The sequence below is a fragment of the Mesorhizobium sp. M0518 genome (genome assembly GCF_040321125.1).
GTDB lineage: Bacteria > Pseudomonadota > Alphaproteobacteria > Rhizobiales > Rhizobiaceae > Mesorhizobium.
This window is the reverse complement of the sequence record NZ_JAMYQY010000015.1, coordinates 156,111-176,753: the sequence shown is the minus strand read 5'-3', so window position 1 is coordinate 176,753 and position 20,643 is coordinate 156,111. Positions and strand designations below refer to the sequence as shown.

General features: G+C 61.8%; 28 protein-coding genes and 1 pseudogene. 20 read left to right on the top strand and 9 right to left on the bottom strand.

All coding sequences use genetic code 11. The features are described from left to right. Positions 1 to 327 precede the first annotated feature (327 nt). From NKI66_RS21965 to NKI66_RS21950, 4 genes and pseudogenes are all read left to right on the top strand, one after another. On the top strand, positions 328 to 1,854 hold the full coding sequence (locus tag NKI66_RS21965) for an ABC-F family ATP-binding cassette domain-containing protein (protein WP_352752939.1): 1,527 nt from the start codon (positions 328 to 330) through the stop codon (positions 1,852 to 1,854). Positions 1,855 to 1,931: 77 nt separating this feature from the next. Beyond that, positions 1,932 to 2,209, top strand: a pseudogene (locus NKI66_RS21960) (type II toxin-antitoxin system RelE/ParE family toxin). A 27-nt stretch (positions 2,210 to 2,236) separates the two neighbouring features. Continuing rightward, positions 2,237 to 2,545 (top strand): HigA family addiction module antitoxin, encoded by a 309-nt coding sequence (locus tag NKI66_RS21955; RefSeq protein WP_127268663.1) that lies wholly within the window; start codon positions 2,237 to 2,239, stop codon positions 2,543 to 2,545. A 135-nt stretch (positions 2,546 to 2,680) separates the two neighbouring features. Continuing rightward, the gene (locus NKI66_RS21950; RefSeq protein WP_352553483.1) at positions 2,681 to 2,839 is read left to right on the top strand and encodes a hypothetical protein; all 159 of its coding nucleotides are present in this window, start codon (positions 2,681 to 2,683) and stop codon (positions 2,837 to 2,839) included. Between the two features lie 23 nt (positions 2,840 to 2,862). On the opposite strand, the gene NKI66_RS21945 is transcribed toward NKI66_RS21950, so the two are convergent. After that, positions 2,863 to 3,477 (bottom strand): glutathione S-transferase family protein, encoded by a 615-nt coding sequence (locus tag NKI66_RS21945; RefSeq protein WP_352752936.1) that lies wholly within the window; start codon positions 3,475 to 3,477, stop codon positions 2,863 to 2,865. 238 nt (positions 3,478 to 3,715) lie between these two features. On the opposite strand from NKI66_RS21945, the gene NKI66_RS21940 reads away from it, so the two are divergent. Together NKI66_RS21940 and NKI66_RS21935 are read left to right on the top strand one after the other, a co-directional pair. After that, a complete protein-coding gene (locus NKI66_RS21940; RefSeq protein WP_023809793.1) occupies positions 3,716 to 4,144 on the top strand; it encodes a VOC family protein in 429 nt (142 codons plus the stop codon). Between the two features lie 75 nt (positions 4,145 to 4,219). Next, entirely contained in the window at positions 4,220 to 4,573 is a 354-nt protein-coding gene (locus tag NKI66_RS21935; RefSeq protein WP_023809794.1) for a DUF1428 domain-containing protein, read from the top strand. Positions 4,574 to 4,717: 144 nt separating this feature from the next. Here the strand turns inward: NKI66_RS21935 and NKI66_RS21930 are convergent, their stop codons facing one another. After that, positions 4,718 to 6,370 (bottom strand): tetratricopeptide repeat-containing sulfotransferase family protein, encoded by a 1,653-nt coding sequence (locus NKI66_RS21930; RefSeq protein ID WP_352752934.1) that lies wholly within the window; start codon positions 6,368 to 6,370, stop codon positions 4,718 to 4,720. Between the two features lie 64 nt (positions 6,371 to 6,434). Between NKI66_RS21930 and NKI66_RS21925 the strand changes: the two genes are divergently transcribed. The 7 genes from NKI66_RS21925 (at position 6,435) to NKI66_RS21895 (ending at position 10,143) form a co-directional block, all read left to right on the top strand. Next, complete coding sequence (locus tag NKI66_RS21925) at positions 6,435 to 6,845, top strand: hypothetical protein (RefSeq protein WP_352752932.1); 411 nt, start codon at positions 6,435 to 6,437, stop codon at positions 6,843 to 6,845. 219 nt (positions 6,846 to 7,064) lie between these two features. Then, positions 7,065 to 7,271: a cold-shock protein gene (locus tag NKI66_RS21920; protein WP_023809797.1), complete on the top strand. Its 207-nt coding sequence runs from the start codon at positions 7,065 to 7,067 to the stop codon at positions 7,269 to 7,271. A gap of 144 nt (positions 7,272 to 7,415) precedes the next feature. After that, positions 7,416 to 7,685 (top strand): hypothetical protein, encoded by a 270-nt coding sequence (locus tag NKI66_RS21915; RefSeq protein WP_352553473.1) that lies wholly within the window; start codon positions 7,416 to 7,418, stop codon positions 7,683 to 7,685. Continuing rightward, entirely contained in the window at positions 7,682 to 7,945 is a 264-nt protein-coding gene (locus NKI66_RS21910; protein ID WP_352721643.1) for a hypothetical protein, read from the top strand. Before NKI66_RS21915 ends, NKI66_RS21910 begins: the two co-directional genes overlap by 4 nt. A gap of 39 nt (positions 7,946 to 7,984) precedes the next feature. Beyond that, positions 7,985 to 8,122, top strand: coding sequence for a hypothetical protein (locus NKI66_RS21905; protein WP_164482279.1), 138 nt, complete (start codon positions 7,985 to 7,987; stop codon positions 8,120 to 8,122). 99 nt (positions 8,123 to 8,221) lie between these two features. Further along, complete coding sequence (locus NKI66_RS21900; protein ID WP_136615974.1) at positions 8,222 to 8,440, top strand: hypothetical protein; 219 nt, start codon at positions 8,222 to 8,224, stop codon at positions 8,438 to 8,440. Between the two features lie 149 nt (positions 8,441 to 8,589). After that, on the top strand, positions 8,590 to 10,143 hold the full coding sequence (locus NKI66_RS21895) for an EAL domain-containing protein (protein ID WP_352752929.1): 1,554 nt from the start codon (positions 8,590 to 8,592) through the stop codon (positions 10,141 to 10,143). Between the two features lie 31 nt (positions 10,144 to 10,174). Here NKI66_RS21895 and NKI66_RS21890 read toward each other — a convergent pair whose 3' ends face one another. Next, positions 10,175 to 10,597, bottom strand: coding sequence for a Kazal-type serine protease inhibitor domain-containing protein (locus NKI66_RS21890; RefSeq protein ID WP_352553468.1), 423 nt, complete (start codon positions 10,595 to 10,597; stop codon positions 10,175 to 10,177). A gap of 495 nt (positions 10,598 to 11,092) precedes the next feature. Between NKI66_RS21890 and NKI66_RS21885 the strand changes: the two genes are divergently transcribed. The 3 genes from NKI66_RS21885 to NKI66_RS21875 all read left to right on the top strand — a co-directional run bounded on the left by NKI66_RS21885 (position 11,093) and on the right by NKI66_RS21875 (position 12,450). Further along, positions 11,093 to 11,305 (top strand): cold-shock protein, encoded by a 213-nt coding sequence (locus NKI66_RS21885; protein ID WP_006202520.1) that lies wholly within the window; start codon positions 11,093 to 11,095, stop codon positions 11,303 to 11,305. 320 nt (positions 11,306 to 11,625) lie between these two features. Then, on the top strand, positions 11,626 to 11,838 hold the full coding sequence (locus NKI66_RS21880) for a cold-shock protein (protein ID WP_013530020.1): 213 nt from the start codon (positions 11,626 to 11,628) through the stop codon (positions 11,836 to 11,838). A 183-nt stretch (positions 11,839 to 12,021) separates the two neighbouring features. After that, positions 12,022 to 12,450: a BA14K family protein gene (locus NKI66_RS21875; protein WP_023809802.1), complete on the top strand. Its 429-nt coding sequence runs from the start codon at positions 12,022 to 12,024 to the stop codon at positions 12,448 to 12,450. A gap of 126 nt (positions 12,451 to 12,576) precedes the next feature. On the opposite strand, the gene NKI66_RS21870 is transcribed toward NKI66_RS21875, so the two are convergent. From NKI66_RS21870 to NKI66_RS21860, 3 genes are all read right to left on the bottom strand, one after another. Beyond that, the gene (locus NKI66_RS21870) at positions 12,577 to 13,215 is read right to left on the bottom strand and encodes an MBL fold metallo-hydrolase (protein ID WP_023809803.1); all 639 of its coding nucleotides are present in this window, start codon (positions 13,213 to 13,215) and stop codon (positions 12,577 to 12,579) included. Positions 13,216 to 13,352: 137 nt separating this feature from the next. Next, positions 13,353 to 13,670, bottom strand: a complete 318-nt coding sequence (locus tag NKI66_RS21865) for a hypothetical protein (RefSeq protein WP_023809804.1) — start codon at positions 13,668 to 13,670, stop codon at positions 13,353 to 13,355. A gap of 145 nt (positions 13,671 to 13,815) precedes the next feature. Continuing rightward, on the bottom strand, positions 13,816 to 14,709 hold the full coding sequence (locus tag NKI66_RS21860; protein ID WP_023809805.1) for a branched-chain amino acid aminotransferase: 894 nt from the start codon (positions 14,707 to 14,709) through the stop codon (positions 13,816 to 13,818). A gap of 246 nt (positions 14,710 to 14,955) precedes the next feature. On the opposite strand from NKI66_RS21860, the gene NKI66_RS21855 reads away from it, so the two are divergent. The 4 genes from NKI66_RS21855 (at position 14,956) to NKI66_RS21840 (ending at position 18,904) form a co-directional block, all read left to right on the top strand. After that, positions 14,956 to 15,489 (top strand): MarR family winged helix-turn-helix transcriptional regulator, encoded by a 534-nt coding sequence (locus NKI66_RS21855; RefSeq protein WP_023809806.1) that lies wholly within the window; start codon positions 14,956 to 14,958, stop codon positions 15,487 to 15,489. After that, complete coding sequence (locus tag NKI66_RS21850) at positions 15,476 to 16,195, top strand: response regulator (protein WP_013530014.1); 720 nt, start codon at positions 15,476 to 15,478, stop codon at positions 16,193 to 16,195. Before NKI66_RS21855 ends, NKI66_RS21850 begins: the two co-directional genes overlap by 14 nt. A 49-nt stretch (positions 16,196 to 16,244) precedes the next feature. Then, on the top strand, positions 16,245 to 17,660 hold the full coding sequence (locus tag NKI66_RS21845; protein WP_023809807.1) for an ATP-binding protein: 1,416 nt from the start codon (positions 16,245 to 16,247) through the stop codon (positions 17,658 to 17,660). A 221-nt stretch (positions 17,661 to 17,881) separates the two neighbouring features. Then, a complete protein-coding gene (locus NKI66_RS21840; protein WP_023809808.1) occupies positions 17,882 to 18,904 on the top strand; it encodes a glycosyltransferase family 4 protein in 1,023 nt (340 codons plus the stop codon). 78 nt (positions 18,905 to 18,982) lie between these two features. Here the strand turns inward: NKI66_RS21840 and NKI66_RS21835 are convergent, their stop codons facing one another. From NKI66_RS21835 to NKI66_RS21825, 3 genes are all read right to left on the bottom strand, one after another. Further along, a complete protein-coding gene (locus tag NKI66_RS21835) occupies positions 18,983 to 19,342 on the bottom strand; it encodes a tRNA-binding protein (protein ID WP_023809809.1) in 360 nt (119 codons plus the stop codon). Between the two features lie 26 nt (positions 19,343 to 19,368). Next, on the bottom strand, positions 19,369 to 19,869 hold the full coding sequence (locus NKI66_RS21830; RefSeq protein ID WP_013893499.1) for a type III secretion system chaperone family protein: 501 nt from the start codon (positions 19,867 to 19,869) through the stop codon (positions 19,369 to 19,371). 344 nt (positions 19,870 to 20,213) lie between these two features. Beyond that, entirely contained in the window at positions 20,214 to 20,516 is a 303-nt protein-coding gene (locus NKI66_RS21825; RefSeq protein WP_023809810.1) for an accessory factor UbiK family protein, read from the bottom strand. Positions 20,517 to 20,643: the final 127 nt, after the last annotated feature.

Sequence of the window (20,643 nt, the reverse complement as noted above, 5' to 3'; positions counted from 1 at the left end):
GGGGGAGATTGGCAGCTTCACCGCATCGCTCCCTCCTGGACCGCCCACTTGCCACCAGCCTCGCCTTTGGTGTAATCGCTCCGCACACTCGAACGTCTTGAAAGGAGGGCTCACGTGTTTACGTTTCATCGTCACCATCGTCAGCGTGGCCCGATTTCTGCCCTGCGAGCTTGCTTGCAGGGCTGACCAGGGACGGTCCGGGTTTTCCCGCTTCGATTTTTTGGTCTGCCCTTCGTGGTGTTGCAACGCCGAGCCTGATGGCCAGCCCGCGCACCGTCAAAGTGCATTGAACCGGACTTTTCCTCCGGCAAGACCAGAGAAATCAAAATGGCCCTGATCAGCCTCAAATCCCTCGGCGTCACCATGAGTGCGCCGCTGTTTGCCAATCTCGACCTCACCATCGGCTCCGGCGACCGGCTCGGCATTGTCGCCGCCAATGGCCGCGGCAAGTCGACCTTGCTGAAATGCCTGACCGGCGAGATGGAGCCGACCTCCGGTGACATCACCCGCACGCGCGGCCTGCGCGTCGGTCATGTCGAGCAATCCGTTGCCCCGGCCCTTCTCACCCGCAGCTTCCATCAGGTAGTGGCCGACGTCTTGCCGCCCGAGCAGGCTGAAAGCGAGCTGTGGCGCGTCGACGTGGTTCTCGATTCACTCGATGTGCCGGAGCCCATGCGCGAGCGGCCAATGCAGGCGCTGAGCGGCGGCTGGCAGAGACTGGCGCTGATCGCCCGCGTCTGGGTGACAGATCCGGACGTGCTGCTGCTCGACGAACCGACCAACCATCTCGATCTGGCCCGCATCAGCCAGCTCGAAACTTGGCTGAACACGCTGCCGCGCGAAGTGCCGGTCGTCATCGCCAGCCACGACCGGGCCTTCCTCGACGCCACCACCAACCGGACGCTGTTCCTGCGCCCTGAACAGTCGCCGGTGTTTGCTCTGCCCTACTCCCGCGCCAGACAGGCGCTCGACGACGTCGATGCTTCGACGGAGCGCAAGTTCCAGCGCGACATGAAGGTGGCGCAGCAATTGCGCCGACAGGCGGCCAAGCTCAACAACATCGGCATCAATTCGGGCAGCGATCTGCTGACGGTCAAGACCAAGCAACTCAACCAGCGGGCCGAAAAACTAGAGGAAGCGGCGAACCCGGCGCATCGCGAGAAGTCGGCGGGTGCCATAAAACTGGCCAATCGCGGCACTCACGCCAAAGTGCTGATCACGCTCGACGACGCGGCTGTCGAAACACCCGACGGCACACTGCTGTTTCAGACCGGCAGGCGCCATATCTGCCAGGGCGACCGCATCGTGCTGCTCGGCCGCAATGGCGTCGGCAAGTCGCGCTTCGTCACCTTGATCCGCAATGCCATCATCGAACCGGACACGTTGCGGAATGTGAAGGTGACGCCGTCGACCGTGCTCGGCTACAGCGACCAGGCGCTGTCCGGCATCAGCGGCGACGACACGCCGCTGGCGCTGGTCTCGCGGCGCTACGATATCGGCGAGCAGCGCGCACGGTCGTTGCTGGCCGGCGCCGGCGTGGTCATCGAGATGCAGGAGAAAAAGATCGGCGTGCTGTCCGGCGGCCAGAAGGCGCGGCTGATGATGCTGGCGCTCAGGCTCGCCGATCCCAACTTCTATCTGCTCGACGAGCCGACCAACCATCTCGACATCGACGGCCAGGAAGCGCTGGAAGCGGAACTGCTGGCACATCAGGCAAGCTGCGTGCTCGCCTCGCACGACCGCTCCTTCATCCGCGCCATCGGCAACCGCTTCTGGCTGATCGAGAAGCGGAAGCTCACCGAAGTCGAAGACCCGGAGGATTTCTTCCGCTCGGTGGTTGAAACGGCAGGATGAGGCCACGGAGTCGACTGGCATGTAAATTATTTGCTTACAGACCTTGTTTTTTGTAAGCAATCTGTTTACATATACCGATGATCAAGTCCTTCAAGAACAAGGCGCTGTCGGACCTCTTTCAAACTGGAAGACCGGCAAGATCGACGCCAAGATGCACAAGCGCATTCTTGTCCGGCTTGACCGCCTGGAAGCTTCGGAGAAGCCGGAGGAAATGAACCTTCCCGGCTTCGATTTCCACCCGCTGAAAGGCTTAGATCCAATCCGCTACACGGTCCACGTCAACGGTCCGTGGTGCATCACATTCGAGTTCGACGGCAAGGACGCCGCCCGCGTCGATTTCGAGCAATATCACTGAGGCGGCCAGACTGGAGAAGTTCGACTTATGACCGTGCACGAGCCGACGCGTCCTATTGAGCGTTGTCCCTCCCACCCGGGAGCGCTGCTTGAGGACATTATCCCGGCAACTGGAAAGACCAAGGTGGAAATTGCAAATCTGCTCGGGATCTCCCGGCAGCAGCTCTATGACATCATCCGCGAAAAGAAGCCGGTTTCGCCGGCTGTGGCCGCTCGCCTCGGGAAGCTGTTCGGCGACGGAGCCGCGATCTGGCTTCGAATGCAAGCGGCTTTCGATGCCTGGCACGCAGAGCGTGAAGTTGATGTTTCAGCGATCCCTACGCTCAGGGTTGCGTAGGTCCGCACGGCAGCATTCGGACAGACCATCAGACGCCGCGATAAAAAATCTCGACGGTCTGTCGGATAGCCTCAGCCCGTCGCGTCCTTGGGATGCCGACACGATGATGCCGGCGCCAACCCAGGGAGAATTATCATGTCGGTTCTTTCATCCATCGGTCGCGTCGCAACCCGATATGCGGCAGCGCGCGCTCGTCACCGCAGCGAGCGCATCCTGCTTTCACTGCCAGCCTCGCTGCGCAAGGATATCGGCTTTCCGGACGTCTTCGACGCGCAAAACAACCGTCGCTATTGACGCCGAATGTCACGAGGTGCTGGTCAGTCATGCGTATCGCCTGAAAGCGGCGTCGCCTGCATCGATACGCGCTTCTCGAAAGCGTCGAACCAGCGCGTCAGCCGCGCCCGTGAGCGAAAAGGCGGAAGGTGGCGGAACGCCATCCAGGACAGCGTCGTGGCCAAGGCTATATGGCCGACATGGAGCGGTGCCTCGTCGTCCAGCGTGCTTTCGATCCAATCGTAGCTCGCCTCGATCTTTTCCCGGTGTCCGTCGGCGAGAGCGCTATAACGCAGCTGTTCGGGTCTTCTTTCCGTCTCCCAGCGCAAGGCTATACCCGTCTGAGCCAGGCCTTGGGCAACCGACTGCAGCCGCAACGCCTGCCAGCGCGCCTCGCCGCCCTGCGGCAGCAGCTTGCGGCCGTCATGCAGTGTGTCGAGATAGGCGCAGATGACATCGGAATCGAACATCGGCGACGCGTCGGGCCGCAACAGCACCGGCACTTTGCCGAGCGGATTTTCGGCGTAGACGCGAGCATTGCGCAAGGTCAGACTGGTCTCGTGATGAATGACCTCGAGCCGATCGGCAATGCCGACCTCATGAGCGAAGACGAGCGCCTTGCGCGCGAAGGGCGAGTGAGTCTGATAATAGAGGATCATTGTCGTCCCGGGGTTGAAGAGGCGTTCGCGTGATCCATCTGTTCTAGCCCGCGAGCAGCGAGAATTGCGCTCTGATTGGGGGCGGTCGACGCAAGTTCGTTTCACGTCTCTCGTTCAGCTGCCGGCTGCCTGGCCAGTCCAGGGCCGGTCGGCCAAAAAAAATCTCCCGGCCATGTAGGATCGCCGCCGCCTCATCCGTCCTTTGGCTCGCAAGGCCAAACGCAAAGAGGAACAACAAATGACTGACCAGACCCCCGTTCAGCCCGCGGCCAAAGTGCTCGGCGGATTGACCCCCTATCTGCAGTTGGATGGCGCCTTCAAGGCTGCCGAATTCTACAAGAAGGCCTTCGGCGCGGAGCAGGTCTTTGCCTATCCGGCGGACGAAAAAGGCCGCACCATGCACATTCACCTCTACATCAACGGCTCGACGCTCATGCTCTCCGATTTCTATCCGGAAAACGGAATGCCCGCCGTCAAGCCGCAGGGTTACACAATGCAGCTTCACCTCGGCAGCGACGATATCGAAGCCTGGTGGAAGCGCGCCGTCGATGCCGGCTGCGAAGTCGCCGTGCCGCTCCAGGTCATGTTCTGGGGTGATCAATGGGGCAATATGCGCGACCCGTTCGGCGTCGAATGGGCGATGAACGCGCCGGTGAAGAAAGCCTGATCTGCCGCCGATGGCCCGAGCCCCTCACCGGCCAGCGCCGGTGAGGCCCCGTGAACTTCCAGGAGGAGATCCAAAATGTCCTATGTCGATGGTTTCGTACTTGCCGTATCCAAGGCAAAACTCGATGACTACAAGAAGCTGGCCAACCTCGCAGGGCCTATCTGGAGGGAACATGGCGCGCTCGCCTATGTCGAATGCATCGGCGACGACGTGCCCTATGGCGAGGTCACGTCCTTCCCGCGTGCCGTGCAGGCCAAGGACGACGAGATCGTCGTCTTCGCCTGGGCCGTCTATGAGTCGCGGGAGAGCCGCGATGCCGTCATGGCCAAGGTGATGGCCGACCCGCGCTTGAAGGCCGATTGGGCGGACATGCCGTTCGACGGCAAGCGCATGATCTTCGGTGGCTTCAAGCCATTCATTGAGCTTTGAGCAGCCGGTAGCGATTAGAAGAAGCCTCAGCTTCGTCATCCTAGGGCGAAGCAGGAGCGAAGCTCCGTCGCGAAGCCCCTAGGATGACGACGCGGGTGCTTAGGCCAATCTCTAAGGCCACGCGATCAGCTAGATAGCGTTGCACTAATCCAGCTTGTCCAGCAACGGCTTGAGCCGGTCTCCATAGCGCTTCCACAGATCGACCGACCCCTGATACATCGGCTGGCGCACCTGTGCGGCTGAAGCCGTGCGAACCGGTCGGTCGGTTTCGTGGAACGATAGTGCCGCATCGTCCCAAGGCAGGCCGAGATGAGCGATCAATGCCCGCGTCTGTCCGTCCTGGTCGGCGACAAAATCCTCGTAGCGTACATCATGCACGACGCCCGGCAGCACCGTGTGCCAATGCTTCATGATGTCGGTGTAGAGATTGTGGAAGTCGGCGAGCTCGCCGAGATCGTAGCCATAGCGATGGCTGTCGCCGCGGAAATGCACCTTGTAGATCGACAGGCAGGTGGCCGCCGCATCGCGCGCGCAGTGGATGATCCTGGCCTTCGGCATCATCATGTGGATGAAGCCGACAAGCAGGAAGTTGCCCGGCATTTTGTCGGTGACGTGGCGCATGTTCGGATAGCGGGCATGCAGCATGTCGAGATAGGCTTGGCCGGCCTCGGCAAAATCCGCATCGCCCATATCCGATACGCCCCAGGGGAAGCCACCCGGCATGGTCGCCGGGAACTGCCTGCCGACCGCCTTCTTCAAGATGCTGAGCTCGCCTGCGCCATAGACCTGCGGATGGCTGGCAATGATCTGCTCGACCAGCGTCGTGCCCGAACGCGGCATGCCGACGACGAAGATCGGCGTGTCGTCGCTGATTGAGCTGGGCCTGTGCTTCTCGAAGAAGCCGGCATCGAAGGTGGCCTTCATCGCCTCGAACTCGGCCCGCGTCCTGGCCTGGTCGTAGTCGATGCCTTTGCGGCGGATCGCATTGCCTTCGGCGAAATAGTCGAAGGCCCGGCCATAATCCCTGAGATCGTCATTCGCCTTGCCGAGTCCGAAGGACAGCTGCATGCGTGCCAGGCTGTCCTGCGGCGCTTTGGCATGCTGGGCCTCCATGCCCCCAAGCTCGCTGTCGCGCTCCTTCTGGCGCTTGACCTGCGTCAGCATCAGCCAGGCTGTGGCCATGGCGGGGTTGATCGCCAACGCCTGCCGGAACAGGTCGGCCGCCTCGTCGAGCTTGCCCTTTTCCATCAACCCGACGCCGAGCCCGTGCAGCAGGTCGGCATCCTTGGGCCGGATCGTCAGCGCTTCGCGGAAGACAGCCAGCGCCTCATCCAGCCGCCCGGCTTCCTGCAGGGTTTCGGCAAGCCCGATGCGGGCGCGCACATGAAATGGGTTGCGTGCAACCGTGCCGCGATAAATCTCTTCGGCCTCTTCGAACTGGCCGACCTGTTTCAGCGATGAGCCGAGATTGTCGCGCGCCGCGAGCTGGTCCGGCCGCAGATCCACCGCGCCGCGGAAGAAATCGATGGCCGCAGCAGGGCGGCCGAGGTCGCGCATCACCGTACCGAAATTGTTGAGGAAATCGGGATTCGTCGGCTGCAGGCTCACCGACCGTTCGATGAGATCCAGCCCTTCTTCGCTGCGCCCGGTCTGGTGCAGCAGCAGTCCCAGGAAATGCGCCGCGGCCGCATGCTTGGGCTGACGCGCCAACACCTGCCGGTAGATCGTCTCAGCCTCTTGCCGGCGCCCCGCCTGATGCAGTTGCAACGCCTGCTGCACATACTGGTCGAGGCCCAACGGTGGCTGTCCGCCTGCGCCAGACCTGGCTCCCGCACCCGCCGCTCGTCTTTGATCTCTGTTGATGGGAAACCTGCCGTGTTTTATCCGCCTGTGGCGATCTAGGCCATCGGCGCCGCAGGTTCAAGCCTTCGCTTGCTGTCTCGTCCTTTCGTCGGTGCGGAAAGATCAAATCAGGCGATTGGTCTCGGCAACCTGCCTGGCACGCCGAACCGTTCCATCGGTGTCGGCGATCCTTCGCTTTGCCGCCTCGTCACTTCTGACAGTCAGCCGCGGCGACAGGACAACCATCGGCTTTGCCATTACCGGCTTTGCGACCGGCGTGATCGTTACGGGGGTGCCTATTGGCGTCTTTACGGACATCACGAGGTCTCCTTCTTCAATTCACAAGAAAAATGAAAATACCGGGAGAATTATTCCCGCTAAGCTTCAAACAGTTTTTGAATTGTATGAATTTGTATCATCATTTTTCTGATAGTTACAGCGCGCAATTTTTTGAATGAAACCCAATTTTATTTTAAAACGCCTTGATTAAATTACAACAAAGGCCTATCTGTACAGGATCGCTTTGGGCCAGAATTGGCATCTCGCGGCGTCAGAGGTTCTCGACCCGCCAATCTCATTCCAAATCATCGATACCGAGCGCGCGGCATATTCGCTCCGCGCGACCATTCTCATTCTTCGAAAGACCGACATGAACACCGGAACCGTGAAGTTCTACAATGGCCAGAAGGGCTTCGGCTTCATTCAGCCGACCGATGGCGGCAAGGACGTCTTTGTCCATGTCAGCGCACTGGAGCGCGCCGGCTTCCCCGGCCTCGCCGAAGGCCAGAAGCTGCAGTTCGAGTTGGAGCGTGACACCAAGGGCCGCGAGTCGGCCGCCAATTTGCAATTGATCTGATCCGGCCGAATTCGATGAACGCTGACCACGGATGTACTGGCAGCTCTCGAAAGCGGCTTATTTCCAGCGACTGCCGGAAATAGGAAAGCGGGGCTCGTCCCCGCTTTTTTGTTTTCAGGACCGCTGCTTTGCATAGGTAAGACAATGCCGGACCGCACCACCCACTCCATCGCGCACTTCACCGCACCTTTCGTGCTCGGCGGACTGGAAGGGCAGCTGCCGGCCGGCGACTACGACATCGACCACGACGAAGAGCTGATCGAGGGCATGTCGCGGCTTGCCTGGCGCCGCGTCGCCACTTTCATCCATCTGCCGGCAAGGGCAGCGGAAAACCCGCCCACCAGCCAGCTTGTCGCCATCGATTACCTCGAACTCGAAACAGCGCTGAAGCGCGACAGGGAGAATGCAGCATGATCCGTTTCCAGCAGAATGCGCGCCCGCGTACCGACACGCCCGCGCACCAGTTTTCGATCGGTCAGACCGTGCGCATGAAGAGCCGCACCGGCCTCGTCCAGAAGACCGCCGAACTGTTCCAGATCAAGAGCAGGCTGCCGGTCAAGGATGGTTCGCCGCAGTACCGCATCCGCAGCGAGCAGGAGACCTATGAGCGGGTCACCACCGAAGACAATCTCGAACCGGCAGATCCGGTTGTTGCCGGCAACCCGCTTATCTGAGACCCCACCGCCAAGCCAACACTGAAGCAGGAGCACGACATGTCCAAAGGTCAACAGCGAAGCAACCGCGAAACGCGCAAGCCGAAGAAGGACAAGGTCGTGGCAAAGCCCGCCTCCCCGTTCGGCTCCTCGGTCAAGCAGGCGGAGAGCAGCCTGAAGCCGAAGTCGAAGGGCTGACAAACTGGAGGGCGCGCCTCGTGCGTCCTCTCCGTCGTCCCTCTGTGGGGGACGAATTGACTGAACAGGCCCGCGCAATGCTCTGCCACGGAGGCGCGCTTGAATTTCGTCATCGAGTTCTACCGGTCGCGCGACGCCGACGAAGCCACTCTCGACAAGGTATCACTGGAGGCGCCGAACCTGCGCGCCGCGCTGCAGGGCGCCACCGCGCTGTTCCACACGCTGGCCATGCCGCAAATCCCCGATCGCCTGCGCATTTGCGACGACAATGGCAGCGAGCTTTATGCCGGCCCGGCCGACGGCGCCTATCCGGTTTAGAGCAGCGGTGCTGCCCAACGACTCCATTAAAGTTCACGTAAGATCGAGGCCCTAAGATCCGCCTGAACCGGGCCGCTGCCGCGATTGGTGGCCGAGACGTTGCGGGCGACCACCCACGATCGCCGCTCATACCAGGAGGCAGGAGGCGCATGGACAGGTCGCGCATCATCGTGACGGCGGTGGTGTTGGCCATGCTGGGCGCCATCGTGCCAATCGCGGCTATGTTTCATCTCGCTTGGATTCAGGCCGTCCAAAAGGAACATGAGCGGCTGCAGCTGTTCGCCAGCCGCGCCATCGCCAGGGCCGACATCTCGCTCAAGGATGCCACCGCCGCTTTGCGGCAGATCGACCAGTTCACCGGCATCCGCTGTTCGGCGGACCATATAGCCCGCATGCGGCAACTCACCATCAACACGCGCCCGATCGAAGAAATGGGCTATTTCGAAAACGGCCTGCTTAAATGCTCTTCCTGGGGATCGACCGAAGCGCGCGTTGCGCAATCCACCCCTGACTTCACCACCAGGGACGGCATTGCCGTCACCGCCCGCATGCAGCCGGTGATGAGCGAGGACCATTTTCTGATGGCGCTGCGATACAGGGATCACAACGTCCTTGTCGATCCGGTACGCTTTGTCGACGTCATCGTCGATCCCGGTGTCCAACTCGCCTTGACGACGCAAACGGGCATCCTGCTTGGAGCACTAAACGGCCCTGATCCCGCCCGCGTCGAGAAGATCATCGCCGGCCCCAGCAAAGGCATCGATGACGATCTCCTGTTTGCCACGGCGCGCGAGACGGGCTGGATCGCTGTCGCCACCGAACCGACAAGCCAGATCCTGGGCAGCGTTCGCCAGCAGCAATTTCTGCTGCTCCCGCTCGGCGCCTTCATGGCCGCCTTCATCATCGGCATGGTTGTGTGGCTGTCGCGAAGGCGGCTTTCGCCCTTGGGAGAATTGCAGATCGCCGTACGCAAGCGCGAATTCATCGTCCACTATCAGCCGATCGTCGAACTCAGGACCGGCAATTGCATCGGGGCGGAAGCGCTGGTGCGCTGGAAGCGGCCGAACGGTTCCCTGGTCCGGCCCGATCTCTTCATTCCGCTGGCGGAAGAGAGCGGCCTGATCACGGCGATCACCGATCAGGTCATCGCGATGGTTGTGTTCGACCTGAACAGGCTTCTGGTCGCCGACCGCTCGCTTCACATCGCCATCAATCTCAGCGCAACCGATGTCGGCACCGCGCGGGTCCTGCCTATCATCGAAAACGCGTTGCAGCACACCGGGATCCGGCCCCAGCAAATCTGGCTCGAGGCGACAGAGCGAGGTTTCGTCGATATCAACTCGGCCCGCTCGACGCTCGTTCGTGCCCGCGAACTTGGCCACGCAGTGGCAATCGACGACTTCGGCACCGGCTATTCCAGCCTGTCCTATCTCGAGGGGCTGCCGCTCGATGCGCTCAAGATCGACAAATCGTTCATCGATACGATCAGCACGAATTCCGCCACCAGTTCCGTCACCCCGCATATCATCGACATGGCCAAGACACTAAAGCTGAAGATCGTTGCCGAGGGCGTGGAAACGCAGGCGCAAGCCGACTATCTCGCGGCGCGCGACGTCGACTACGCCCAGGGCTGGCTTTTCGCCAAACCCATGCCCGCGTCCGAGTTCATCGCCTACTGTCGCCAGGTGAAGCCGACGGCTTGACGCCTGTCGTCCTCAACAAGGCGCAGCGTTCTCAGCACGGCCCGTCGCCAACGACGCGATAGTCCGCGGCGCGGGCTTCGCAGGAATTGGGGAAGGTGCGCATCTCGCCATGACGGCGGCCGCAGACCGGAGCATATTCGCGGGTGCAGAACGTCTGCTCTTCACCGCCACCGCCACCGCCACCGCCACCGCCGCCGTCGCGGCACGGGCCGTCGCGCACGATGCGGTAGCCGGCCCGGTCGGCAAGACAGGCATTGGCGAAGGTCTGGCGGTCGCCGCCGCGGCGGGCACAGACCGGCTCGTACTGCTTGCTGCAATATTGCGGTTCGGGCCGTGGCGGACGCGGGCGCGGCCCTGGTCCCTCATCGACGACGACGGTGCAGGCGGCAAGAATTGCCGACAGCAACAGGATGGCAAAACCCTGCCGCGAAAAGATTGCCGCCAGAAATTTCATGATGATCTCCCACGATCGCGTCTCCGGTTATCGATCCTCGCCATTCCCTTGCCAAATGCAACCCCCCGTTTGGGCCCCGCAACGACGACGGCGCCTGGCCCGCAAGGGGGGGGTAGCGCGCCGCCGATGTCTGGCCCATTCGTGGGCTGGCTCTGGCCGATGACCCGACCGGCAAGCAAGCCTATGCCGAGCCCATCGATGCCCAAGTCAGTCGATCCTTGCGTCGGGATGCGCCCAGTGTGGCGGCCCGCGGCGGTATCTTGCAACCATCACGTTTCCGTGCGATAAATTCCGTGTTCGGGCATTTGCGACCCGGAGAGCGGAACGTTTTGGACGACCTTTCCCCGATACTGTGAATCTCTGACGGCCCCGTTTTCGGCGGGGGGTTTGACCATGCGCCAATGCATGACTGCCGAAGCAACCACCGGGAACTGCCCTTTGCGCCAGGCGGCGGGCGGGACCACCAAAGACTGAACGGGTGAAGGAGTTTCCCCAATGGCCCAGACCGGCACCGTTAAATTCTTCAACGCGACCAAAGGCTTCGGTTTCATCACGCCCGATGGTGGCGCCAAGGATGTGTTCGTCCATATCTCCGCGATCGAAGCCTCCGGCTTGCGCACGCTCGTCGACGGCCAGAAGGTCACCTTCGACGTCGAGCCGGACCGCATGGGCAAGGGCCCCAAGGCCGTCAACCTCCGCGCAGCCTGAGCCATCGGCGCGCCGCATGTCACTCGGACGTGCGACGGAGGCTCCATGCCTGCACCTGGCCTGGAGAGGGATCTGAATTTTGAAAGGCGCGGCGATCTTCGTCGCGCCTTTTCCTTATCGAAGGCGCGGGCCGGTGATGTCGCCCAAGCCGCCAGGTTCTGGGCAACGACTTGCATAAAAACAAAGACCCAAAGCGCGCCGCAACGTGCTTTAGACGCCCGCAAAACTTTCCCTTGCCGATGACGCTAAAATAAAGGACAAATTTCCACTCGGGCATTTGCCGGCCCGAGACTGGAGTTTATGGGACAAAGGAGCTTCCCATGCCGCAGACCGGCACCGTCAAATTCTTCAACCATGCCAAGGGCTTCGGCTTCATCACGCCCGATGATGGAGCGAAGGATGTTTTCGTCCATATTTCAGCCGTGCAGGCGTCCGGTCTTCCCGGTCTCGAGGATGGCCAGAAAGTGTCGTTCGACACCGAGCCGGACAAGCGCGGCAAGGGTCCCAAGGCCGTCAACCTGTCGGTCGGCTGAGCCGGCTTCAAACCGGCGATCCCAGGCAGATCGCTCCCTTGAGAGCCTATGATTTTTGACGTCTGTTTTGAATAGACACGTAAAAATCCGTTCAGCCCCCGTTCAGCCACGGTCGCATATTAGTCTTCGGTAAAGCCGGACCGCATCCCCGAAACTACACGGGCCGGCACGAAGGAGATCGACATGAACCGAATTTTCAAAACCGCCGTCCTGGCCGCTGCCGTGGTCGCTACCACGCTCACGGCCTTGCCCGCCGCCAATGCGCGCGACTGGCGCCGTCATCATGGCCATCATGGCAACGGCGATGCCATTGCCGCCGGCGTGCTCGGCCTCGCGGCCGGCGCGCTGATCGGTGGTGCATTGGCCAATGACCGGCCGCCGCCCGGCGCTGACCGCTACTACGATGACGGTTACGATCGTGACGTGGTGATACGCCCGGCCCCGGTGCGCCGCTACTATGCGGAGCCGCGAGTGGTCTACGCCGATCGTTATGCCGAGCCATGGACGCGTGACTGGTACGAATACTGCTCGGACCGCTACCGCAGCTTCAATTCCCGTACCGGCACGTTCACCGGCAATGACGGCGAACAGCATTTCTGCACTGCCAATTAAACCAAGGGCTTCCCTGCCCCAAAACAGAAAAGCGCTGACCGCAAGGCCAGCGCTTTTTTGTTGTGGTCCCTACAATGTCAACGGTCGCTTGAGGCTGATGAAAACAGCTACGGTTCCGAGCCTGGTTCAAGTCAAAAAAGGGTTGGTCCGCCTCTCCTCGCCAAAACGTCCGCCGGGACCGTGGCCACAGATGAAGCCGATGTCATCGCCGAGCGGCAGGAGCTTGTCCTTGATCGAAGCGATCAGCGCCGCGTGGTCGCCGCCCGGCAGGTCGGTGCGGCCGACCGAGCCGCGGAACAGCACGTCGCCGACATGGGCGAACTTGGCCGCGCGGTTGTAATAAACAACGTGACCTGGTGCATGGCCGGGGCAGTGCAGCACCTCGAACACATGGCCGCCGAACGACACGGTCTCGCCTTCGGCCAGGAACCGGTCGGGCACGCAGTTACGCGCTCCGGCGATGCCGTAGCGCTTGCCCTGGTTTTCCAGATTGTCGAGCAGCGACTTGTCGGCCTCATGCGGACCGATGATCTCGACGCCGAGCGCCTCCTTCAACTCCATTGCGCCGCCGGCATGGTCGATGTGGCCATGCGTTATCCAGATAGCCCCGGCTGAGATCGCATTGTCCTTCAGCACCGTCAGCACCTTGTCGATGTCGCCGCCAGGATCGACGACGACGCCATGCTTGTCATCCATGTCGAACAGGATGGTGCAATTCTGCTGGAACGGTGTGACCGGCACGATGCCGGCATTGAGCTGACCCATGATCGTCCTTTCGATGTTCACGGGTGATGTAGAGGCGCGGACAAAGGGCGTCCACCCTCGAAAGACGAACATCGGTAGCTCCGAAAACGGAAATGGGCGGCCGAAGCCGCCCATTTGAAAAGACCGAAACGGCCTGCCTACTTCTTCATGGCGCCCATGACCGCGCCGAGAATGGCGGTCAGGATCGCGCCGCCGCCGGCGCCGCCGACGATGTTCTGCAGGTTCAGCGCGCTGCCGAGACCGCTCGTTGCTGCTGCCGCAGCCGCCGGATCGACCGCACCGCCACCCAGCAGGCTGCCGAGGATCGCCGCACCGCCGACGCCGCCAATGGCTCCGCCCAGGATTTTGGGAAGCTGACCCATCGCCGCCGTCTTGAGCGCCGCACCGACCGCCTGACCACCGATGACGCCAGTAATCACCTGTATGATGATCGGAAGAAGCGTGTTCATGTCCATATGATTAGTCCCTCCATAGCTGTCAGCCTCCCGGGCCGACACCATCATGAGACGCCGAATTGGACGAAAGTCAAATGCAGAAACGCTGAAATAAAAGGGGCGGCCCGAAAACCGCCCCTACTTCCTAAAAAAGCTGTGACTTTCGTTATTCTGCGGCGATCGCGTGCTTGGGCTGAACGGCCGCAGAATAGTCATTCATAAGATTCTTGGCTATTTCGCCGACCTCGAATCGGTAAGGCCCGATCTCGGAAACCGGCGTCACTTCCGCTGCCGTCCCGGTCAGGAAGCACTGCTCGAAGCTTTCCAGCTCTTCCGGCAGGATGGCGCGTTCAATCACCTCCAAGGCGCGATCCTTGGCCAGCCCAATGACCGTGCGGCGGGTGATGCCGTCGAGGAAGCAGTCGGGCTTGGGTGTGTGAATCTTCCCCTCCTTGACGAAGAAGATGTTGGCTCCGGTCGCTTCGGCGACCTGGCCACGCCAGTCGAGCATCATGGCGTCGGCATAGCCTTTGGCCTCGGCGGCGTGCTTGGACATGGTGCAGATCATGTAGAGGCCGGCGGCCTTCGACTTGGAAGGCGCGGTGCGCGGGTCGGGCCGGCGCCATTCCGCCACATCGAGACGGATGCCTTTCAGCTTCTGCGCAGGATCGAAATAGCTCGGCCATTGCCAGATGGCGATGGCGCAGTTGATGCGGTTGTTCTGCGCCGAGACGCCCATCTGCTCACTGCCGCGCCAGGCAATCGGCCGGACATAGGCGTCCTGGAAACCCTGCTTCTTGAGAAGCGTGGAAGAGGCGTCGTTGAGCTCGGCCACCGAATAGGGGATATTGAAACCGAGCAGGCGTGCCGATTCATGCAGGCGCTCGGTGTGTTCGTTGAGCTTGAAGATCTCGCCGCCATAGGCACGCTCTCCCTCGAAAACGGCGCTGGCGTAATGCAGCCCGTGCGTCAGCACATGGATCTTGGCGTCACCCCATTGGACGAATTCGCCGTTCATCCAGATGAAGCCATCGAGTTGATCGAAGGGAACGGATGCCATGGTAACCTCCCACGGGCGGCAGCCCGGATAGTTGTATCGTTGTGTGTTTCGTGTCGGCCGCCCAAAGCGGCTTTTATGGTGGAGCGTAGGCGGATAATTGCGCTCTGGCAAACTTAGGAAATTCCGGAAAAACCGGCTTCCCTTGCCTTTTCGTTCGCAATCCGCCCAAAAGCTTGTCAAAAATTACCATTGCAGGGAAATTACGTCAATAGTACTGACATAATCTCTCTTTCCCACGGAGAAATAATGACGGATCGAAGCCCAGCCGCCGGAAAACCGATCAGGACCGCGATGTCGGTCGAGGACGGCATCGACTTCGCCATCATCGAACTGCTCTTCTTTGCCTATCGCGACTTCACCTCCGATCCGGACCAGATCCTGGCCGACTACGGCTTCGGCCGTGCCCATCACCGGGTGCTGCATTTCGTCAACCGCAGGCCTGGCCTGACGGTCGCCGAACTGCTCGACGTGCTGAAGATCACCAAGCAGAGCCTGGCCCGCGTGCTCAAGCAATTGATCGACACCGACCATGTCGTGCAGTTGCAAGGTCCGCGCGACCGCCGCCAGCGCGAGCTTTACCCGACGGCCAAGGGCCGTGCGCTGGCGTTGGCGCTGGCGCGGCCACAGTCGCGCCGCATCCATGCTGCATTGGGAGATTCCGGAATAGCCGAACGAACCTTGGTGGAACGGTTCCTCGAAGCGATGGTCAATCCGGAACTGAGGGCGCAGATCGACGTTGGGTCCGCAAAAATGTCAGGGAAAAGCCATGGAGAGCACTGAACGGGTCGATCACGCGGCCGCACCGGACGACGACGCGCCACACCTGCTTGTGGTCGACGACGACACCCGAATCCGCAATCTTCTCAAGCAGTATCTGACCGAAAACGGCTTTCGCGTCACCGTCGCCGGCAATGCCGGCGAAGCCAGGCGCAAGCTTGCCGGCCTCGACTTCGACCTTCTGGTGCTGGACGTCATGATGCCGGGTGAGACGGGCGTCGACCTGACCAAGTCGCTGCGGGCCGAAAAGAACGTACCGATCCTGATGCTGACGGCCCTGTCGGAGACCGACAGCCGCATCTCAGGGCTTGAGGCCGGCGCCGACGACTACCTGCCGAAGCCGTTCGATCCGCGCGAGCTGATCCTGCGCATCAACAACATCCTTCGCCGTGGTGGCCCGGCGACCACGCCCAAGGTCGAGCAGTTGGTCTTCGGCCCCTACACCTTCCAGATCGCCCGGCGCGAATTGAAGCGTGGCGGCGAGGCGCTGAAGCTGACCGACCGCGAACAGGAGATCCTGGCGATCTTCGCGGCAAGGGCCGGCGAGACGATACCCCGCCACGAGCTTGTCGGTGACGATTCGGAGGTCGGCGAGCGCACCATCGACGTCCAGATCAACCGGCTGCGCCGCAAGATCGAGCGCGATCCGTCCAACCCGGTCTGGCTGCAGACCGTGCGCGGTATTGGGTATCGGCTCAGCGTGGAATAGAATGCCGCCTGCGGCCTGTTGAGCGGCTGCGGGCAAGCGAAATGAGCGAATGGCAACCACGGAACTGGAACAGCCGGGCAATGGCGGCTTGAGCGCACGCGCCGCGCGGACGCTGAAGGCGGTGCCGCGCGCCTGGAACCGCTTCTGGCGCCTCGTCTCGCTCTATATGCCCAAGCGGCTCTATGCCCGCTCGCTGATCATCGTCATCGCGCCGATGATCCTGCTGCAATCGGTCGTCGCCTTCGTCTTCATGGAACGTCATTGGGCAACCGTGACGCAGCGCCTGTCGCAGGCCACCGTGCGCGACATTGCCGCCATCATCGACCTGATCGAGACCTATCCGCGCGATGCCGACTACACCAACATCATCCGCATCGCCCAGGACCGCATGCAGCTGAAGGTCGACCTCTTGCCGCCCGACCCACTGCCCGCGCCCGGTCCAAAGCCGTTTTTCTCGATTTTGGATGATGTTCTCTCGTCCGAGATCACCCGCCAGATCAACCGCCCGTTCTGGATCGACACGGTCGGCAACTCCAACATCGTCGAGGTGCGCGTGCAGCTCGAGGGCAAGGTGCTGCGCGTCTTCGTGCGCCGCAGCCAGGCCTATGCCTCCAACACCCACATCTTCCTGATCTGGATGGTCGGCACCTCGCTGGTGCTCCTGATGATCGCCATCCCCTTCCTGCGCAACCAGATCCGGCCGATCCTGATGCTCGCCGAAGCCGCCGAAAGTTTCGGCAAGGGCCGGCCGATGCCGCGCGACTTCCGGCCGCGCGGCGCCGAGGAGGTTCGCCGCGCCGGCTTTGCCTTCATGCAGATGCGCGAGCGCATCGAGCGCCAGATCGAGCAACGCACCGCCATGCTGACCGGCGTCAGCCATGACCTGCGAACCATCCTCACCCGCTTCAAGCTGCAGTTGGCGCTTTCCGGCGGCAAGGCCGAGACCAAGGCCGCGCTCGACCAGGACATCGACGACATGCAGTCGATGCTCGAAGGCTATCTCGCCTTTGCCCGTGGCGAGGCTTCGGAAGACGCCGGACGGTTCGATCTCGAGGCCTATTTCGAGAAACTCGACGAGGAGGCCAGGCTGCGCAAGCGCAAGCTGTCGACGACGCTTGCCGGAGACCCCGACGTGCATGTGCGGCCGAACGCCTTTGCCCGGCTGATGTCCAACGTGATCGGCAACGCCTTCCGCTATGCCAAGACGGTGGAAGTCAACGCCACCCATGGCCGCGGCTCGCTGCTGGTCACCATCGACGACGATGGTCCGGGCATCCCCGCTGACCGGCGCGAAGACGTGTTCAAACCCTTCGTGCGGCTCGACGAGGCCCGCAACCTCGATGCCAGCGGCACCGGGCTCGGCCTGTCGATCGCCCGCGACATCGCCCGTTCCCATGGCGGCGACATCACCCTTGAAGACAGCCCGCTCGGCGGACTGCGCGCTGTCATCAAGGTTCCCGCATAACGGGGCACGATTCCGAAAAGTGGAAACCGGCTTCATCCGCCCGTCATGAAACCATGATCAAGAGCGTGCATGAAGCGCGCGACCTCAATCGATTCGGCCTTGCCGCCTCACTTCGACCCCGTGCCCGTCCGGGTGCGCTGGAGCGAAGCGAGAGCAGCGGGCTGGTCGCCGTTCCGGCATCGTCTCAAGGCAACCGTCGACCTTTCCTGCAAAGGGCCGCCATGCGCATATTGATGGTCACCGATGCCTGGCGGCCGCAGGTTAACGGCGTTGTCCACACGCTGGAGCGGCTCACCGAGACGCTGAAATCCTTCGATGTCGCCGTGGATTTCCTGACGCCGAACATCTTTCGCACCCTGCCCTTGCCGACCTATCCCGACATCAGGCTGGCGCTGACCACGCCCGGCCATGTCGCGCGCCTGATCGACGCCGGCAGAGCCGACCACATCCACATCGTCACCGAAGGACCGCTCGGCATCATGGCGCGGCGCTATTGCCGCAATGCCGGCAGGCCGTTCACCACCAGCTATCACACGCGCTTCCCCGAATATCTCAGCGCACGGCTGCCGGTGCCGGAAAGCTGGGCCTATCGCTGGCTGCGCGATTTCCACAATTCCGGCCAAGGCACGCTGGTCGCCACCCAGTCGCTCGCAGACGACCTCTCAGCGCGCGGCTTCACCAAGCTGCGGCCGTGGACGCGCGGCGTCGACACCGACCATTTCCGGCCCGACAAGAAGAAGGATCTCGGCTTCCCCGGCCCTGTCTTCCTCTGCGTCGGCCGCGTCGCCATCGAAAAGAACCTCTCCGCCTTTCTCGACCTCGACCTGCCGGGCAGCAAGGTGATCGTCGGCGAAGGCCCCGAGCTTGCCAGGCTCAAGGCAAAATATCCGCAAGCGCATTTCCTTGGCCATCGCCCCAACGACGAACTGGCCGAGATCTATGCCTCGGCCGATGTCTTCGTCTTCCCGAGCCGCACCGACACGTTCGGCAACGTCATCATCGAGGCATTGGCCAGCGGCACGCCGGTTGCCGCCTATCCGGTGACCGGGCCGGTCGACATCGTCGGCGACGGCTTCGGCGGCGCGGTCTCCAACGATCTGCGCGAGGCCTCGCTTGCCGCGCTCAATGTAGACCGTGCCGAAGCCCGCGAACGTGCCATGCGCTATAGCTGGAAAGCCTGTGCGGAGATGTTTCTCGATACGGTCGAGGAAGCACTGGGCACAACGCGCAAGCTGGCGGCCTGACTCAAGGCTGGCGGCATCGTACTGTTCGACATCAGCAGGACGGAGGGAGCGCGAAGGAACGACGGTCGTTCCTCTAGCCTAAAACAACCGCCCGCCATCCGGCACCTTGCGCTCAATCGCTCCGAGCACCACAGCGCCCTCTTCGTCGGGAAAGCCGAGCGTCAGCACTTCCGACATGAATGGACCGATCTGGCGCGGCGGGAAATTGACCACCGCGAACACCTGCCGGCCGATCAGCGTCTCCGGTGTATAATATTTGGTGATCTGCGCCGACGATTTCTTGATGCCGATGCCGGGGCCGAAATCGATCTTCAGCTTGAATGCGGGCTTGCGCGCCTCGGGAAACGGTTCGGCCTCGACGATCGTGCCGGCGCGGATGTCGACACGATCGAAATCGGCAAAACTGATCTCGGGCTTGCGCTCGCTGTTCGAACTCATCTTGGTCTTGTCTGCCTCACGGGGACTCAGGCGTTGCCGTAGGTCTCGAACAGCACGCCGGCCAGGGCGTCCTTGGCCGAGGTTCCCGACCAGACGACGAACTGGAACGCCTGGAAATAGCATTCGCAGGCTTCCAGCGCCGACGACAGCAACACTTCGACCTGCTGGCTCGACGGCTCGACCCCGCCGGCCAGCAGCAGCGACTGGCGGAACATAATCGCGCCCTCCTGCTCCCAGAGGTCGAAATGGCCAAACAGCATCTGCTCGTTGATCAACGACAAGAGCCGCATCACTTCCAGCGCGCGGGTCTCCGGCACCTTGATGTCGAAGGCACAGGCTAGGTGCAGCGCTTCGAAATCCTCCATCCACGAAAAGGAGACGTGATAGTCGGTCCAGCTTCCGGCAACCGAGATCGAAATCTCGTCGTCGCCTGCCCGCTCAAAGGACCAGTCGTTGTTGTGGGCCACCTGCTCGATAACATCCACCGGATGGATTTCGCGGGAGAATTCGAGTTCGAGAAGTTCCATGGAATGCTTCCTGTCGTTCTGTACGAGCGCCGCCACACGCTCCGCGGGAGGGCACACACAACGAACAATCTTGTCTAGAACTCGGACGGCCAGGACTTTCCTGCGCAAAAGACGACTTCTCGACGCAAAGACCCCAGACCGGACCCCACCGCCCGGTCGCATGACCCTGCTCCGAATCATGCAACAAATTCAGTCTATTGATCGGGAGTCGCGTGAACAGCCCAATTTTTCGCACTGCGTCATTCGCATGTGGAAAGCCGCTGTCACAAAGATTCATGCAATGCCGTTAAGCGATTCACGGCAAAGCGCTTTTCAGGATCGGGCTATGTGGAAAAGTTTAACGATTATTTTTTTGTGCGGGGCTTGGCCGCCGCCGCCGGTGCGGCGTCACCGGCCAGTTCCGCAAGCTTCGCCTCGAGCACCTCGATACGGGCGGCAAGGCGGGTGTTTTCTTCCCGGGCCTTGGCGGCCATCTCGCGCGCGGCCTCGAACTCTTCGCGCTGCACCACGTCCATGGTGTTGAGGATGCGTTCGGCCTGGCCTTTGAAGGCGGTCTCCACCTCCCGGCGCACGCCCTGGGCAGCGCCGGCGGCATCGGTCATCAGCTTGGCGAATTCATCGAGAATGCGGTTCGGTCCGGTCGACATGGCAAATCCTCGCTTGCTCGAAATGAGGTAATGGCGCCGCGCGTCGAATGCAAGCATGTTGCGCCGCGCTGCGGCATCAAGTCGAGGGCGCCCACCTTGCCTTGACCCTGCCAAAACCCTGCCGCAT

What these genes read in the sequence shown, in the direction of transcription:
- NKI66_RS21885 (WP_006202520.1), top strand. Translation starts at nt 11,093, where the DNA reads ATGGCCCAGACCGGCACCGTTAAATTCTTCAACGCGACCAAAGGCTTC.
- NKI66_RS21935 (WP_023809794.1), top strand. Translation starts at nt 4,220, where the DNA reads ATGTCCTATGTCGATGGTTTCGTACTTGCCGTATCCAAGGCAAAACTC.
- NKI66_RS21850 (WP_013530014.1), top strand. Translation starts at nt 15,476, where the DNA reads ATGGAGAGCACTGAACGGGTCGATCACGCGGCCGCACCGGACGACGAC.
- NKI66_RS21880 (WP_013530020.1), top strand. Translation starts at nt 11,626, where the DNA reads ATGCCGCAGACCGGCACCGTCAAATTCTTCAACCATGCCAAGGGCTTC.
- NKI66_RS21865 (WP_023809804.1), bottom strand. Translation starts at nt 13,670, where the DNA reads ATGGACATGAACACGCTTCTTCCGATCATCATACAGGTGATTACTGGC.
- NKI66_RS21845 (WP_023809807.1), top strand. Translation starts at nt 16,245, where the DNA reads ATGGCAACCACGGAACTGGAACAGCCGGGCAATGGCGGCTTGAGCGCA.
- NKI66_RS21830 (WP_013893499.1), bottom strand. Translation starts at nt 19,869, where the DNA reads ATGGAACTTCTCGAACTCGAATTCTCCCGCGAAATCCATCCGGTGGAT.
- NKI66_RS21950 (WP_352553483.1), top strand. Translation starts at nt 2,681, where the DNA reads ATGTCGGTTCTTTCATCCATCGGTCGCGTCGCAACCCGATATGCGGCA.
- NKI66_RS21860 (WP_023809805.1), bottom strand. Translation starts at nt 14,709, where the DNA reads ATGGCATCCGTTCCCTTCGATCAACTCGATGGCTTCATCTGGATGAAC.
- NKI66_RS21840 (WP_023809808.1), top strand. Translation starts at nt 17,882, where the DNA reads ATGCGCATATTGATGGTCACCGATGCCTGGCGGCCGCAGGTTAACGGC.
- NKI66_RS21895 (WP_352752929.1), top strand. Translation starts at nt 8,590, where the DNA reads ATGGACAGGTCGCGCATCATCGTGACGGCGGTGGTGTTGGCCATGCTG.
- NKI66_RS21905 (WP_164482279.1), top strand. Translation starts at nt 7,985, where the DNA reads ATGTCCAAAGGTCAACAGCGAAGCAACCGCGAAACGCGCAAGCCGAAG.
- NKI66_RS21875 (WP_023809802.1), top strand. Translation starts at nt 12,022, where the DNA reads ATGAACCGAATTTTCAAAACCGCCGTCCTGGCCGCTGCCGTGGTCGCT.
- NKI66_RS21945 (WP_352752936.1), bottom strand. Translation starts at nt 3,477, where the DNA reads ATGATCCTCTATTATCAGACTCACTCGCCCTTCGCGCGCAAGGCGCTC.
- NKI66_RS21855 (WP_023809806.1), top strand. Translation starts at nt 14,956, where the DNA reads ATGACGGATCGAAGCCCAGCCGCCGGAAAACCGATCAGGACCGCGATG.
- NKI66_RS21890 (WP_352553468.1), bottom strand. Translation starts at nt 10,597, where the DNA reads ATGAAATTTCTGGCGGCAATCTTTTCGCGGCAGGGTTTTGCCATCCTG.
- NKI66_RS21940 (WP_023809793.1), top strand. Translation starts at nt 3,716, where the DNA reads ATGACTGACCAGACCCCCGTTCAGCCCGCGGCCAAAGTGCTCGGCGGA.
- NKI66_RS21870 (WP_023809803.1), bottom strand. Translation starts at nt 13,215, where the DNA reads ATGGGTCAGCTCAATGCCGGCATCGTGCCGGTCACACCGTTCCAGCAG.
- NKI66_RS21920 (WP_023809797.1), top strand. Translation starts at nt 7,065, where the DNA reads ATGAACACCGGAACCGTGAAGTTCTACAATGGCCAGAAGGGCTTCGGC.
- NKI66_RS21910 (WP_352721643.1), top strand. Translation starts at nt 7,682, where the DNA reads ATGATCCGTTTCCAGCAGAATGCGCGCCCGCGTACCGACACGCCCGCG.
- NKI66_RS21915 (WP_352553473.1), top strand. Translation starts at nt 7,416, where the DNA reads ATGCCGGACCGCACCACCCACTCCATCGCGCACTTCACCGCACCTTTC.
- NKI66_RS21965 (WP_352752939.1), top strand. Translation starts at nt 328, where the DNA reads ATGGCCCTGATCAGCCTCAAATCCCTCGGCGTCACCATGAGTGCGCCG.
- NKI66_RS21925 (WP_352752932.1), top strand. Translation starts at nt 6,435, where the DNA reads ATGGGAAACCTGCCGTGTTTTATCCGCCTGTGGCGATCTAGGCCATCG.
- NKI66_RS21825 (WP_023809810.1), bottom strand. Translation starts at nt 20,516, where the DNA reads ATGTCGACCGGACCGAACCGCATTCTCGATGAATTCGCCAAGCTGATG.
- NKI66_RS21835 (WP_023809809.1), bottom strand. Translation starts at nt 19,342, where the DNA reads ATGAGTTCGAACAGCGAGCGCAAGCCCGAGATCAGTTTTGCCGATTTC.
- NKI66_RS21955 (WP_127268663.1), top strand. Translation starts at nt 2,237, where the DNA reads ATGACCGTGCACGAGCCGACGCGTCCTATTGAGCGTTGTCCCTCCCAC.